The sequence below is a fragment of the Kitasatospora cheerisanensis KCTC 2395 genome, from assembly GCF_000696185.1.
GTDB lineage: Bacteria > Actinomycetota > Actinomycetes > Streptomycetales > Streptomycetaceae > Kitasatospora > Kitasatospora cheerisanensis.
In genome coordinates this window covers 4,062,413-4,075,736 of record NZ_KK853997.1, presented here as the reverse complement: position 1 = coordinate 4,075,736, position 13,324 = coordinate 4,062,413, and the positions used below count along the sequence as shown (strand labels likewise).

Here is a 13,324-nt window from a genome sequence, read left to right as displayed (position 1 = left end):
GGCTCGATATATCGGCAACAGTAACCCTGGGTCACGAAAGGAGCAAGGGGGGCACGCGTAACCGCGATCACAAGGCCTTTGGGCAACGGGCGTGTAATGAATCCCGGTCGGTTCGTCCGGGTTGGCTGCCAATGCCCGATTGGAGACCTTTCAGAGGGCCGTACTCTTTCGCCTGTGCACCCTGACCGAGGAGCTGCGGAGAGATGAGCGAACACCGGCGTAGGTCGGCCAACCCCGGGGGCGAGCAGCCGCCCTCCAGGCGGGCGTCCGCCGGGCGCCCGTATGCCTACGGCAGCCCCGTCGAGGGCGCACCCGACTACGCGCGCGAGGGCGCGGACGGGCCCGGCCGTCCCGGCCCGGGCGCGGGCGGCCCCGGCGGCCGCCGTCCGGCCCGGGAGACGGCGCAGCAGCCCCGGCTGACCCGGGCGGAGATGCGCAAGCAGTCCCGCAAGGGCGGTGGCGGTGGCGGCGGCGAGGGCCCGCCGAACGGCCGGAGCGCCGGCCGCAACGGCAAGCCGGGCAAGAAGCGGCTGATCGACTACCCGCGTTTCGGCAAGTCCGGCTTCAAGCGCTGGATGCCGTCCTGGAAGCAGGTGCTGAGCCTGTTCCTGATCTTCTTCGGCGGCGGCGTGGCCGCGGTGGGAACCGCGTACGCCCTGGTGCAGGTGCCGGACGCGAAGTCCACCCTCCGGTTGCAGAACAACATCTACTACTGGGCCGACGGCACCGAGATGGCCCGCAAGGGCGACACCAACAAGCAGTGGGTGGAGCTCTCGCAGATAAGCCGGCCGGCCCAGGACGCGGTGATCGCGGCCGAGAACGAGACCTTCCGCACCGACAGCGGCATCGACCCGAAGGGCATGGCCCGCGCCGTCTACAACATGGCGACCGGTGGCGAGGTCCAGGGCGGTTCGACCATCACCCAGCAGTACGTGAAGAACGTCTACCTGTCGCAGGAGCAGACCCTCAGCCGCAAGGCCAAGGAGTTCTTCATCACGCTGAAGATCGCCGACGACAAGGACACGATCCTCACCGGCTACCTGAACACCAGCTGGTACGGCCGCGGCGCGACCGGCATCCAGGCCGCCGCCCAGGCGTACTACGGGGTGGACGCGGCGAAGCTGGACATCTGTCAGGGCGCCATGCTGGCGGGCCTGTTGAAGGGCGCGGCGCTCTACGACCCGACCCTGAACCAGGGCAACCACGACCGCATGCAGGAGCGCTGGGAGTACGTCCTCGGCCGGATGGTGGCCACCAAGGCCATCACGCCCGAGGAGCGCACCAAGTGCGGGCCGAAGTTCCCGGAGCCGGTCGAGGTGAAGGCCCCGGCGAGCATGAACGGCGAGGTCTCCTACCTGGTCGACACCGCCACGCAGTTCATCATGGCCAAGGACAAGACGATCACCGAGGCCAAGCTGGCCCGTGGCGGCTACCAGATCTACACCACCTTCCAGAAGGACAAGGTGGACGCCCTGAAGACGGCCGTGGACCAGGTCAAGTCCGAGTCGCTGGACCCGAGCAAGCGCGAGGCGGACAAGTTCGTGCAGGTCGGCGCCGCCTCGGTGGTGCCCGGTGACGGCGCGATCGTGGCGATCTACGGCGGCGACGGCATCGAGAACGGCCACTACAGCAACAACGCGGACTCCAAGGTCCCGGTCGGCTCGACCTTCAAGCCGTTCGTGCTCGCCACCGCGATGCAGACCGGCGTGCTGACCAAGACCGGCGCGAACGGCCAGCCGACCCAGATCAACCAGGACTCGCTGTACCTGGCGGACAACCTGTCGCCGATCTACTCCAAGGACGGCAAGCCGCTGATGGGCGACGACGGCAAGCCGTACAAGCAGCGCAACGACAGCCCGGGCAAGCCCGGCTACGTGACGCTGAAGAAGGCCATGCAGTGGTCGTACAACGTCCCGTTCGTGCAGCTCGGCCAGGACGTGGGCGGCAAGAACGTGGAGAACATGGTCACCGCGATGGGTCTGCTGCCGAGCAGCCTGGAGCCGTCCTCGACCATCACCTTCCCGCTGGGCACCTCGCACCCGAGCTCGATCCGGATGGCCTCGGCCTACTCAGTGTTCGCGGCCCGCGGTCAGCAGAACGACCCGTACTCGGTGGCGAAGCTGGTCTACAACGGCACCGAGCAGCCGAACTTCACCAAGAGCCAGCCGAAGAAGGTGCTGGAGCAGGCGGTCGCCGACAACATCACCGACGTGCTGGAGAACGTGGCCAAGAACGGCACCGGCAACAAGACCAACGCGCTGGGACGGCCGGTGGCCGGCAAGACCGGCACCACCGACGCCGGCACCTCGGCCTGGTGGGTGGGGTACACCCCGCAGCTGTCCACCGCGGTCGGCATGTGGCGCGAGGAGGCCGGCAACCCCAAGCTGCTGTCGCTGAACGGCACCGCGAACCACGAGTCCGTGCACGGTGGTGACTTCCCGACCGACATCTTCACCCGCTACATGAAGGCGGCGCTGAAGGACACCCCGGTGCAGGACTTCCCGAACCCGGAGCCGTGGGGCCAGGAGGTCGACTCCTCCGGTGCGCCGATCAGCCCGTCCGCGTCGGCCTCGGCCTCGGCCTCGGCGGAGCAGCCGAGTGCGCCGGCCGAGCCCACCGCCTCGAAGTCCCCGGAGGGTCCGGCCTCGCCGCACCCGAGCACCAGCTCGACCTGCATCTTCAACTACTGCGGGCCGAGCAAGAGTCCGGGCCGGCCGAGCAAGAGCCCGAGCGAGAGCGCGAGCGGCAGCCCGGGCACGGGCGGCGGCGGAGGCGGTGGCGGGGGCGGCGGCAACCTGGCCGGGGTCACCGGCCAGTAGCCCGCACCGACCGAATCCCGGCGGAATCACCACAGAGGGGCGCGCGATCGCGAAGGCGATCTCGTGCCCCTCTTCGGTTGGGGCCGAGGGTGCGGCAGTATGTGCGCCATGACGTCCAGCCTGCGTGACGAGACCTCTCCGCCCGGTCCGGCCCCGGCGCCCGGTCCGCTGCCGAACACCGTGGTGGTGCCCGCGGACGAGGACCCGGTCTCGGAGGCCGGCAGCGAGCTGCTGGGCGGTCCGCCCGGGCGGCGGGCGCTGCTCGGGGTGTCCTGGTGGACGCCGGCCAAGTTCCTGGCGCTGGTCGTCATCGCCACGTACCTGGTGGGCCTGTTCCAGAAGGCGCCGTGCTACGCCGACGGCTGGTTCCACGGGGCCACCACCCAGTACACGAAGGCCTGTTACAGCGACATCCCGCACCTGTTCTCGGGTCGCGGCTTCGCGGACGGCGGCCGCCCGTACCTGGATCCGATTCCGCAGGGCTCGCCGGACATGCAGTACCTGGAGTACCCGGTGCTGACCGGTCTGTTCATGCAGATCGCGGCCTGGCTGACCACCCACAACGGCGACCTGATGAGCCGTGAGCAGTGGTTCTGGCTGGTCAACGCCGGAATGCTGATGATCTGCGCGGTGATCGCGGTGGTCGCCACCTCGCGCGCCCAGCGCAGGCGCCCGTGGGACGCGCTGCTGTTCGCCCTCGCGCCCTGCCTGGCGCTGAACGCCACCATCAACTGGGACCTGCTGGCGGTGGCGCTGACCGCGGTGGCGATGGCGTACTGGTCGGGTTCCCGGCCGGTCTGGGCGGGTGTGTTCATCGGACTGGCCACCGCCGCCAAGCTGTACCCGGTGCTGTTGCTCGGCCCGCTGCTGGTGCTGTGCCTGCGGGCCGGCAAGTGGCGGGAGCTCGGGATGGTGTTCGGCGGCACGGCCGGCGCCTGGCTGGTGGTCAACGTGCCGATCATGCTGGCCAACTGGAAGGGCTGGCTGACCTTCTACAGCTTCAGCCAGGTCCGCACCGAGGACTACGGCTCGTTCTGGCTGATCCTGATGCAGGCCGTCCGCAACGGGCAGCACCTGGAGTCCCTGAACACCTGGATCGCCTTCCTGCTGGTGGGCTGCTGCCTGGCGGTCGGCTGGCTGGCGATCAGCGCCCCGCGCCGCCCGCGCTTCGCGCAGCTGGCCTTCCTGGTGGTCGCCGCGTTCGTGCTGACCAACAAGGTGTACTCGCCGCAGTACGTGCTCTGGCTGATCCCGCTGGCGGTGCTGGCCCGGCCGCGCTGGCGGGACTTCCTGATCTGGCAGGCCTGCGAGGTGCTGTACTTCCTCGGCGTCTGGTCGTACCTGGCCAACATCAGCGACGGCAAGCACCACGGCATCGACCAGCAGTGGTACCACTTCGCGATCGCCCTGCACCTGGTCGGCACCCTGTACATCTGCTACCTGGTGGTCCGCGACATCCTCTACCCGGACCGCGACCCGGTGCGCTGGGACGGAAGTGACGACCCGTCGGGCGGCGTGCTGGACGGCGCCCCGGACCGGTTCGTGCTCGGCTCCGCCCGCGGCCTGCGCGAGGACGCCGGCTACGCCGAGTACGCCCCGCACAGCGAGGTCGACTGGCTGGCGCCCGACCCCGATCCCGAGCCCGAGGCGCACCCGCAGGCCAAGTAGCCAGCCCCGCCCCGCGAACGGCGAAGCCCGCCCACCTCTCCGGTGGTCGGGCTTCGCCGTTCAACGGCGGCGCCTCAGCGTTCCACCACCCGGTCGAAGTGGGTGGTGGTGTGACGGACCGTCAGCGGGAGCTCGTCGCCGACCGCGGGCGGCTTGAGCTCGCCGGGCAGGAACAGGATCGACACCTGCATGTGCGGCGGCTCGGCGAACCAGAGCTGCTTGCCCTGCCAGGAGTACGGGGAGAGGGTCCGGTTCACGGTGGCCAGGCCGGCCCGGGCCAGCCCCTTGGCGCGCGGCAGTATCCCGTGCACGTACTTGGGGGCCTCCAGGCCGACGCCGTGCGCGGTGCCGCCGGTGACCACCAGCAGGTGGCCGTCGGACGGGGCCTTGTGCTGCCGGTAGCCGTAGCGCTCGCCGCGGCCGATCGGGGTGACGTCCAGGACGGTGGCCCGGGAGGACAGCGCCGCCACGTCGCCGAGCCACAGCCGGGTGCCGATCCGGGAGCGGAACTCGGTGCCGGGGTGGCGCCCGCCCAGCCGCAGCACGTCCTTGGCGGCCAGGTGGCTGAGGTAGACGGTGCGGTCCGGGTGCCCGGCCGCGCCGATCGCCCGGACCCAATCGGACACCTCGTCCACCGGGTCGGAGCCGTCCGGCCGGTCCAGCGGCAGGTGCAGCGCGAAGCCCTCCAGCTCCAGGTGGCCGACCGGCAGTTCGGGCAGGTCGACGGCCCGGATGCCGTGCCGCCGCATGCTGGTCATGCACTCCACCACCACCCGGGTGCCGGCCGGCAGCGCGGCCAGCGCCTCGGGGTGGGCGACGGTGCGGACCACCCGGCCGGCCGGCAGCTCGACCTCGGGCTCGCCGACCCGGCACGGGGTGAGCACCAGCAGGTCGCCGGGGAAGGCGTCGGCCACCGCCGCCGCCTCGTCCACGGTGCCGACGGCCAGCAGCGGGCTGCCCAGCCGGTCGGCCTCCTCGGCGAGCCGACGGTTCCCGAAGCCGTAGCCGTTGCCCTTGGCGACCGGGACCAGCCCGGGGAACTCGGCCAGCAGCCCGCGCTGGTGCGCCCGCCAGCGGCCGCCGTCCACGTACATCGTCAAGGTCATCGCGTTCTCCCCGTAAGAGTTCCGACGTGTGCTCAGCGGCGCGACATGTAGAGGTCGAGTGCCTTGTGCAGCAGCTTGTTGAGCGGGTAGTCCCACTCGCCGAGGTACTCCGCGGCCTGTCCGCCGGTGCCGACCTTGAACTGGATCAGGCCGAACAGGTGGTCGTCCTCGTCGAGGGTGTCGCTGATGCCGCGCAGGTCGTAGACGCTGGCGCCGAGCGCGTAGGAGTCCCGGATCATCCGCCACTGGACGGCGTTGGACGGCTTCACCTCGCGCTTGTGGTTGGCGGAGGCGCCGTAGGAGTACCAGACGTGCTCACCGACGGTGAGCATCGTGGTGGCGGCCAGCGCCTCGCCCTCGTGGTACGCGATGTACAGCCGCATCCGGTTGGGGTCCTCGGCGGTGAGCGCCTTCCACATCCGCTGGAAGTAGGACAGCGGCCGGGGGGTGAAGTGGTCGCGCTCGGCGGTGACCACGTACAGCTTGTGGAAGACCGCGAGGTCCTCGTAGCTGCCCTGGACGACCTCGACGCCGCTCTTCTCGGCCTTCTTGATGTTGCGCCGCCACAGCTGGTTGAAGCCGCGCTGCACGTCGTCCAGCGAGCGGCCGCCGAGCGGGACCTGGAACACGTAGCGGGGCTGGACGTCGCCGAAGCCGGCGCCGCCGTCCTCGCCCTGCAGCCAGCCGGAGCGGCGCAGGCGCTCGGCGGCCTCCAGGGCGCGCGGCTCGGACCAGTCGGGTTCGACGTCGCGCAGCCGCTTGGCCTCCTTGGAGGCGATCGCCTCCTTGATGGTGGAGGCCTCCCAGCGGCGGACCACCACCGGCGGGCCCATCTTCACCGAGAACGCGCCCTGCGACTTCAGGTGCGCCAGCATCGGCTTCAGCCAGCGGTCCAGGTCCGGGTCGAACCAGTCGATGACCGGTCCCTCCGGCAGGTACGCCAGGTAGCGCTTCACCTTGGGCAGCTGGCGGTAGAGCACCAGCCCGGCGCCGACCAGCTCGCCGGAGGCGTCGAACCAGCCCAGGCTCTCGGCGCGCCACTCCGCCTTGACGTCCGCCCAGGACGGCACCTGCATGTGGCTGGCCGACGGCCGGCTCTGCACGAAGGCCAGGTGTTCCTCACGCGTGATCGTCCGCAGACGCAGGCTCATGCTCCGTGCTCCTCCTCGTCAGACTTACCCAGGGTGACCCTATCGCCCGAATGGTCCGATTCGGCCGGGACGCGGTCCGACATGGTGATGCCCTCCCGATCGGACCTGCTGACACAGGTGCTGACCGGGAGGGCGGCGGAGGTGGTGCGTTCGCGGGCGGGCTCACCCGACCCCGCGCGCGGGGGTCACCACACGCCCCCGAAGAGCCCGCCGTGCGCCACTCCCAGGAAGAGGCCGAACGCGGCGGCGCCGGTGCCGATCACCACCAGGAAGCGCTCGGCGGTGGTCACCGAGACGAACAGGCCGATCATTCCGGTGATGATCCCGGCCAGTCCGGTCCAGGAGCTGAGCAGGTGCAGGTGGTAGAAGAACGAGGTGACGAAGGCGATCGCGCCGAGGATGCAGGTCACACCGACGAGGGCGTTCTCCCGCGGGTGCGGATTGCCGTCGGTGTTGAGGGTGAACTGCGGCCGGTGGACGTTCTGCGCCATAGGACCCACCTCCCGTGGTGGAGGGAACGTTCGTTCTGTCCAGATTGCGACCGATGTGACCGAAGTGACAACCCCGGAATCCCGGTGTTTTGTCCGTCGGTCGGCTCACCCGGTAGGCTGGCCCCTCTGCACTGGTGTAGGGGCGTGTTCGCAGTGCCCTGACCCGCCGGTGCTGACGCGCACAACCCTCCTGCCACGGAGAGACCGTGGCCGTTGAGTCCAAAGGAGGTGGGTTACACATGCGTCACTACGAACTGATGGTGATCCTGGACCCGTCGGTCGAGGAGCGCGCTGTCGCCCCCCTGATCGAAGGTTTCCTCAACGTCGTCCGCACCGGCGGCGGCAAGGTTGAGAAGATCGACACCTGGGGCCGTCGTCGCCTGGCGTACGAGATCAACAAGCAGTCCGAGGGCATCTACTCGGTCATCGACCTCAAGGCCACGCCCGAGGTCGTCAAGGAGCTCGACCGCCAGCTCAGCCTGAGCGAGTCGGTTCTGCGGACCAAGGTCCTGCGCCCGGACACCCACTGAGCCCACTTCCGGCGTCCGCGCCGGAGGGCTCGCGTCCGGTGTTCCACGTGGAACACCGCTGACGAGCACCGCAGAACTTCTTTCCGAGAGGTCATCACCACATGGCAGGCGAGACCGTCATCACCCTCGTCGGCAACCTCGTCGACGACCCCGAGCTGCGCTTCACCCCGTCGGGTGCCGCGGTGGCCAAGTTCCGCATCGCGTCCACCCCGCGCACCTTCGACCGTCAGACGAACGAGTGGAAGGACGGCGAGAGCCTCTTCCTCACGTGCAACGTCTGGCGTCAGCCGGCGGAGAACGTGGCCGAGTCGCTGCAGCGCGGCATGCGCGTCATCGTGCAGGGCCGACTGCGCCAGCGGTCTTACGAGACCAAGGAAGGCGAGAAGCGGACGGTCTTCGAGGTCGAGGTCGATGAGGTCGGCCCGAGCCTCCGTTCGGCGACCGCCAAGGTCACCCGCGCCAACCGCTCCGGCGGTCCCGGCGGCGGCGGTGGCTTCGGTGGCGGCCAGCAGGGCGGCGGGTACGGCGGCGGCCAGCAGGGCGGCGGCAACTGGGGTGGCAACTCCGGTGGCGGCCAGTCCGGCCCGTCCGACGACCCGTGGGCGTCCAGCGCCCCGTCCGGCGGCCAGCAGGGCGGCGGCTGGGGTGCCCCGTCCGGTGGCGGCTACTCGGAAGAGCCCCCGTTCTAAGCGGTGCTTGCCGGGCCCGTCGAGGGTCCGGCAACGCTGACAGATCTCGTACTTAACGGAGCACACAATGGCGAAGCCGCCTGCTCGCAAGCCGAAGAAGAAGGTTTGCGTCTTCTGCAAGGACAAGGCCACTTACGTGGACTACAAGGACACGAACCTGCTGCGGAAGTTCATTTCCGACCGCGGCAAGATCCGTGCCCGCCGGGTCACCGGCAACTGCACCCAGCACCAGCGTGACGTCGCCACGGCCGTGAAGAACAGCCGTGAGATGGCCCTGCTGCCCTACACCTCCACCACGCGCTAAGAGAGGGTGACCGAAGAATGAAGATCATCCTCACTCACGAGGTCCCCGGTCTCGGCAGCGCCGGCGAGGTCGTCGAGGTCAAGGACGGGTACGCCCGCAACTTCCTGGTCCCGCGTGGCTTCGCCATCCGCTGGACCAAGGGCGGTCAGAAGGACGTCGACGCCATCCGTCGCGCCCGGAAGATCCACGCCATCCAGACCCTCGAGGCCGCCAACGAGGTCAAGGCCAAGCTCGAGGGCCTGCAGGTCAAGCTGGCCGTTCGCTCCGGCGACGCCGGCCGCCTGTTCGGCTCCGTGACCCAGGCCGACGTCGTGGAGGCCATCAAGGCCGCCAACGGCCCGGCCGTGGACAAGCGCGCCGTTGCGATCGCCTCGCCGATCAAGACCGTGGGCACCCACAAGGTCTCGGTCAAGCTGCACTCGGACGTCCAGGCCAACCTCGACGTCGCCGTCGTCGCTGCCTGAGCGAAGCCGCTGAGCTGACGAAGGGGCCGGACTCCACTCGGAGTCCGGCCCCTTCGCCGTGCGCCCGCGGGTCAGGCCCGGACGGCGCCGGTCACCATCCAGCGGCCGGTGCGCACCCGGCCGGCCAGGAACGCGGCCCGGGTCAGCATGAACAGGTTCATCGCCCACCACAGCCCGGCCAGGCCGAGGCCCAGCGCGGGCACCGCGAGGGCGGCCGGGGCGAACACCAGCAGGGTGGCCAGCATCGCCCAGGCCAGGTAGCCGCCGTCGCCCGCGCCCATCAGCACGCCGTCCAGCACGAACACCAGGCCGCCGATCGGCTGGGTCAGCGCGGCCAGCAGCAGCACCGTGGACAACTGGCCCCGGACCGACGGGTCGGTGGTGAACAGCGGGACGTACAGCGGCCGGGCCAGCACCATCAGCAGGCCGAGCAGCACGCCCGCGCCGATGCCCCACTCGATCATCCGGCGGGTTGCCGCCCGGGTGCCCGGGAGGTCGCCGGCGCCCAGGTAGCGGCCGATGATGGCCTGCCCGGCGATCGCCACGGCGTCCAGCGCGAAGGCCATGAACGACCAGATGGTCATGGTGATCTGATGGGCCGCCACCTCGGCGTCGCCCAGGTGGGCGGCGACCGCGGTGGCGATCAGCAGGGCGGCGCGCAGGCTCAGGGTGCGCACCACCAGCGGGCCGCCGGCCCGGGCGGAGGCCTTGATCCCGGGGAGGTCGGGCCGCAGGCCGGCGCCCTCCCGGCGGGCGCCGCGGACCACCACGGCCACGTACACGGCGGCCATCGCGTTCTGCGCGATCACGGTGCCCCAGGCGGAGCCGGCCACCCCGAGGCCGGCCCCGTACACCAGGCCCAGGTTGAGCAGCAGGTTGGCGGTGAACCCGCCGATCGCGACCAGCAGCGGGGTGCGGGTGTCCTGGAAGCCGCGGAGCACGCCGGTGGCGGCCAGCACCAGCAGCATCGCGGGTATGCCGAAGGCGCTGATCCGCAGGTAGGTGATCGCGTACGGGGCGGCGGTGGCGGAGGCGCCGAGCAGTCGGGCGGCCTGCGGGGCGAGGGCCAGGGTGAGCGCGACCATGCCGGCGGACAGGATCAGGGCCAGCCAGATCCCGTCGATTCCCTGCTGGACGGCGGCCCGGCGGTCGCCGGCGCCGATCCGGCGGGCGACCGCGGCGGTGGTGGCGTAGGCGAGGAAGACGAACACGCCGGCGGCGGTGGTGAGCGCGGCGGAGGCGATGCCCAGGCCGGCCAGTTGGGCGGTGCCGAGGTGGCCGACGATCGCGGAGTCGGCCATCAGGAAGAGCGGTTCGGCGACCAGGGCGCCGAACGCCGGGACGGCCAGCGCGAGGATCTCGCGGTCGTGGCGGCGGCGTTCGGCGGCGGTGGCGGATCTGGCGGGCATGGGGTCCACCCTACTCATCCACAGGTAATGAGCGCTAGGCCATTTCAGCACTTACTCGACCTGTGGATGGACGGTGGGTCGAACGGCCGATCGAACAGCTGAACGACCTCGCTCGCGGCTGTGTGAAGAATTTCTCATGCACAGGCAGTGGAAGGGGTAATCCCAGGTCAGCGAGTTGACACCAGGGCGATCGTGTGGTTATCCACAGCGGTGTCCACAGGGTTGTGCACAGCTTTCCGGGGGTTCTCCACAGCCTTCGGACACTTATCCACACCGCCTGTGGATAACCGTCTTGGAGGAACCGCCCGCCCCCCCGTACCGTGGCTGCGGACCCGACCCCGGTGGCCGCGCGACACCGCCCCGCACACGGCCGGAACTGTCGGCTCGGTGGCGTAAGAAAGACAGTGCGCCACCATCGGACAGGTCCGCTCCAACTCGCACCAACCGCTGATCGGGGAACACGCGTGACCGGCCCCCAGTACGACGACCACGACGCCCCTCCGCCCCCGGAGGACGACTGGCAGCCGTCCGACGACGCCTTCCCGCTCGACGCCTTCCCCGACGTCCCCGGCGACCGCCTTCCCGTCACCCGCCGTTCGAACAGCGCCGTCAACGGCTCCGGCGGCCAGGGCGGCGGCGGTGGCTTCCAGCGCCGCGAGGGCGGCAAGGGCGACCGCTTCCCCGCCAAGGGCGAGCGCCGCGACCGCGACGGCGAGACCGGCTTCGGCGGCGAGGGCTTCGAGCGCGTCCCCCCGCAGGACCTGGCGGCGGAGCAGTCCGTGCTCGGCGGCATGCTGCTGTCCAAGGACGCCATCGCCGACGTGGTCGAGGTGCTCAAGCCGGCCGACTACTACCGGCCCGCCCACGAGCTGATCCACGGCGCGATCCTCGACCTGTACGCCCGCGGCGAGCCGGCCGACCCGATCACCGTGGCCGGCGAGCTCACCAAGCGCGGCGAGCTGGTCCGGGTCGGCGGCGCCTCCTACCTGCACACCCTGGTCAACTCCGTTCCCACCGCGGCCAACGCCGAGTACTACGCGGAGATCGTCCACGAGCGGGCCGTGCTGCGCCGCCTGGTGGAGGCCGGGACCCGGATCGCCGGCATGGGCTACGCCGCCGAGGGCGACGTCGACGACATCGTCAACCAGGCCCAGGCGGAGATCTACGCGGTCACCGAGCAGCGCACCAACGAGGACTACGCGCCGCTGGCCGACATCATGGAGGGCGCCCTCGACGAGATCGAGGCGATCGGCTCCCGCTCCGGCCAGATGTCCGGCGTCCCCACCGGCTTCGCCGACTTCGACGCCCTCACCAACGGCCTGCACCCCGGCCAGATGATCGTCATCGCGGCCCGTCCCGCGATGGGTAAGTCCACCCTGGCGCTGGACTTCGCGCGGGCCTGCTCGATCCACAACAACCTGCCGAGCGTGATCTTCTCGCTCGAAATGGGCCGCAACGAGATCGCCATGCGCCTGCTGTCGGCCGAGGCCCGGGTGGCGCTGCACCACATGCGCTCCGGCAGCATGACCGACGACGACTGGACGCGGGTGGCCCGGCGGATGCCCGAGGTCAGTGCCGCGCCGCTGTACATCGACGACTCGCCGAACCTGTCGATGATGGAGATCCGCGCCAAGTGCCGCCGCCTGAAGCAGCGCAACGACCTGCGGCTGGTGGTCATCGACTACCTCCAGCTGATGCAGGCCGGCGGCTCGCGGCGGGCCGAGAGCCGGCAGCAGGAGGTCTCGGACATGTCCCGTAACCTCAAGCTGCTGGCGAAGGAGCTGGAGATCCCGGTGATCGCGCTCTCCCAGCTGAACCGTGGCCCCGAGCAGCGCACCGACAAGAAGCCGATGGTCTCCGACCTGCGCGAGTCCGGCTCGATCGAGCAGGACGCCGACATGGTCATCCTGCTGCACCGCGAGGACGCCTACGAGAAGGAGTCCCCGCGCGCCGGCGAGGCGGACCTGATCGTCGCCAAGCACCGTAACGGCCCGACCGCCACCATCACCGTCGCCTTCCAGGGCCACTACTCGCGCTTCGTGGACATGACCCGCGACGTGACCTGACGGCGCCAGGGGTCGCCTCAGCGCCTCGTCCCGTACCTGGTCAGCAGCACGCCGCCGGGGAACGGCCGGGTCTCCAGCAGCTCCAGCTCCACCCGGTCGTCCAGCGCGGTGAAGAACGGCGTGCCGCCGCCCACCAGGACGGGCGCGGTGGCCAGCAGGTACTCGTCGACCAGCCCGGCGCGCACGGCGGCCCCGGCCAGGGTCGCGCCGCCGATGACCATCGGGCCGCCGTCCTCGGCCTTGAGCCGGGCGATCTCGGCGACGGCGTCGCCGCGGACCAGGCGGGTGTTCCAGTCGACCTCGTCGACGGTCGAGGAGAACACCACCTTGGACATGGCCCGCCAGCGCCGCGCGTACTCGATGTCGGCCGGGGTCGCGCCGGGCTGCCGGTCGGCGGTCGGCCAGTGGGAGCTCATCGTCCGCCACAGCTTGCGGCCGTACAGCGAGACGCCGGTCTCCGCCAGCAGGTCGGACCAGAACCGGAACAGCTCCTCGCTCGGCACGCTCCAGCCGAGGTCGTCGCCGGGCGCGGCGATGTAGCCGTCCAGGGACACGTTCATGCCGTAGATCAGTCTCCGCATGGTGCCAGCCTTCCGTGCGCCGGCGCCACGCGGACGGACCGCCGCG

Annotated in this window: 12 protein-coding genes; 7 read left to right on the top strand and 5 right to left on the bottom strand. The window is 70.5% G+C overall.

What is annotated here, in order from left to right; translation table 11 throughout:
* Window positions 1–203 precede the first annotated feature (203 nt).
* Window positions 204–2,819, top strand: a complete 2,616-nt coding sequence (locus KCH_RS18530; RefSeq protein ID WP_051653195.1) for a transglycosylase domain-containing protein — start codon at window positions 204–206, stop codon at window positions 2,817–2,819.
* 99 nt (window positions 2,820–2,918) lie between these two features.
* Window positions 2,919–4,487 (top strand): glycosyltransferase family 87 protein, encoded by a 1,569-nt coding sequence (locus KCH_RS18525; RefSeq protein ID WP_208865964.1) that lies wholly within the window; start codon window positions 2,919–2,921, stop codon window positions 4,485–4,487.
* A 74-nt stretch (window positions 4,488–4,561) separates the two neighbouring features.
* Here KCH_RS18525 and KCH_RS18520 read toward each other — a convergent pair whose 3' ends face one another.
* The 3 genes from KCH_RS18520 to KCH_RS18510 all read right to left on the bottom strand — a co-directional run bounded on the left by KCH_RS18520 (window position 4,562) and on the right by KCH_RS18510 (window position 7,235).
* Window positions 4,562–5,593, bottom strand: a complete 1,032-nt coding sequence (locus KCH_RS18520) for an alanine racemase (RefSeq protein ID WP_035864405.1) — start codon at window positions 5,591–5,593, stop codon at window positions 4,562–4,564.
* Window positions 5,594–5,625: 32 nt separating this feature from the next.
* Entirely contained in the window at window positions 5,626–6,744 is a 1,119-nt protein-coding gene (locus KCH_RS18515; protein WP_035864403.1) for a lipid II:glycine glycyltransferase FemX, read from the bottom strand.
* A gap of 185 nt (window positions 6,745–6,929) precedes the next feature.
* Window positions 6,930–7,235 carry a hypothetical protein gene (locus tag KCH_RS18510; protein ID WP_035864402.1) on the bottom strand — a complete coding sequence of 102 codons (306 nt, stop codon included), beginning with the start codon at window positions 7,233–7,235 and terminating at the stop codon, window positions 6,930–6,932.
* A 239-nt stretch (window positions 7,236–7,474) separates the two neighbouring features.
* Between KCH_RS18510 and rpsF the strand changes: the two genes are divergently transcribed.
* The 4 genes from rpsF (at window position 7,475) to rplI (ending at window position 9,222) form a co-directional block, all read left to right on the top strand.
* Window positions 7,475–7,765, top strand: a complete 291-nt coding sequence (gene rpsF, locus KCH_RS18505; RefSeq protein WP_035864400.1) for a 30S ribosomal protein S6 — start codon at window positions 7,475–7,477, stop codon at window positions 7,763–7,765.
* 101 nt (window positions 7,766–7,866) lie between these two features.
* Window positions 7,867–8,454: a single-stranded DNA-binding protein gene (locus tag KCH_RS18500; protein WP_035864397.1), complete on the top strand. Its 588-nt coding sequence runs from the start codon at window positions 7,867–7,869 to the stop codon at window positions 8,452–8,454.
* 67 nt (window positions 8,455–8,521) lie between these two features.
* Window positions 8,522–8,758, top strand: a complete 237-nt coding sequence (rpsR, locus tag KCH_RS18495; protein ID WP_030457605.1) for a 30S ribosomal protein S18 — start codon at window positions 8,522–8,524, stop codon at window positions 8,756–8,758.
* A gap of 17 nt (window positions 8,759–8,775) precedes the next feature.
* The gene (rplI, locus tag KCH_RS18490; RefSeq protein ID WP_035864395.1) at window positions 8,776–9,222 is read left to right on the top strand and encodes a 50S ribosomal protein L9; all 447 of its coding nucleotides are present in this window, start codon (window positions 8,776–8,778) and stop codon (window positions 9,220–9,222) included.
* Between the two features lie 71 nt (window positions 9,223–9,293).
* Here rplI and KCH_RS18485 read toward each other — a convergent pair whose 3' ends face one another.
* The gene (locus KCH_RS18485; RefSeq protein ID WP_035864393.1) at window positions 9,294–10,631 is read right to left on the bottom strand and encodes an MATE family efflux transporter; all 1,338 of its coding nucleotides are present in this window, start codon (window positions 10,629–10,631) and stop codon (window positions 9,294–9,296) included.
* Window positions 10,632–11,095: 464 nt separating this feature from the next.
* Between KCH_RS18485 and dnaB the strand changes: the two genes are divergently transcribed.
* Complete coding sequence (gene dnaB / locus KCH_RS18480) at window positions 11,096–12,697, top strand: replicative DNA helicase (RefSeq protein WP_035864392.1); 1,602 nt, start codon at window positions 11,096–11,098, stop codon at window positions 12,695–12,697.
* A gap of 17 nt (window positions 12,698–12,714) precedes the next feature.
* On the opposite strand, the gene KCH_RS18475 is transcribed toward dnaB, so the two are convergent.
* A complete protein-coding gene (locus KCH_RS18475; RefSeq protein WP_035864390.1) occupies window positions 12,715–13,278 on the bottom strand; it encodes a dihydrofolate reductase family protein in 564 nt (187 codons plus the stop codon).
* Window positions 13,279–13,324 lie beyond the last annotated feature (46 nt).

Coding starts and splice junctions, on each gene's coding strand:
- KCH_RS18485 (WP_035864393.1), bottom strand. CDS start 10,631: ATGCCCGCCAGATCCGCCACCGCCGCCGAACGCCGCCGCCACGACCGC.
- KCH_RS18510 (WP_035864402.1), bottom strand. CDS start 7,235: ATGGCGCAGAACGTCCACCGGCCGCAGTTCACCCTCAACACCGACGGC.
- KCH_RS18520 (WP_035864405.1), bottom strand. CDS start 5,593: ATGACCTTGACGATGTACGTGGACGGCGGCCGCTGGCGGGCGCACCAG.
- KCH_RS18530 (WP_051653195.1), top strand. CDS start 204: ATGAGCGAACACCGGCGTAGGTCGGCCAACCCCGGGGGCGAGCAGCCG.
- KCH_RS18475 (WP_035864390.1), bottom strand. CDS start 13,278: ATGCGGAGACTGATCTACGGCATGAACGTGTCCCTGGACGGCTACATC.
- KCH_RS18525 (WP_208865964.1), top strand. CDS start 2,919: ATGTGCGCCATGACGTCCAGCCTGCGTGACGAGACCTCTCCGCCCGGT.
- KCH_RS18515 (WP_035864403.1), bottom strand. CDS start 6,744: ATGAGCCTGCGTCTGCGGACGATCACGCGTGAGGAACACCTGGCCTTC.
- KCH_RS18500 (WP_035864397.1), top strand. CDS start 7,867: ATGGCAGGCGAGACCGTCATCACCCTCGTCGGCAACCTCGTCGACGAC.
- rplI (WP_035864395.1), top strand. CDS start 8,776: ATGAAGATCATCCTCACTCACGAGGTCCCCGGTCTCGGCAGCGCCGGC.
- rpsF (WP_035864400.1), top strand. CDS start 7,475: ATGCGTCACTACGAACTGATGGTGATCCTGGACCCGTCGGTCGAGGAG.
- rpsR (WP_030457605.1), top strand. CDS start 8,522: ATGGCGAAGCCGCCTGCTCGCAAGCCGAAGAAGAAGGTTTGCGTCTTC.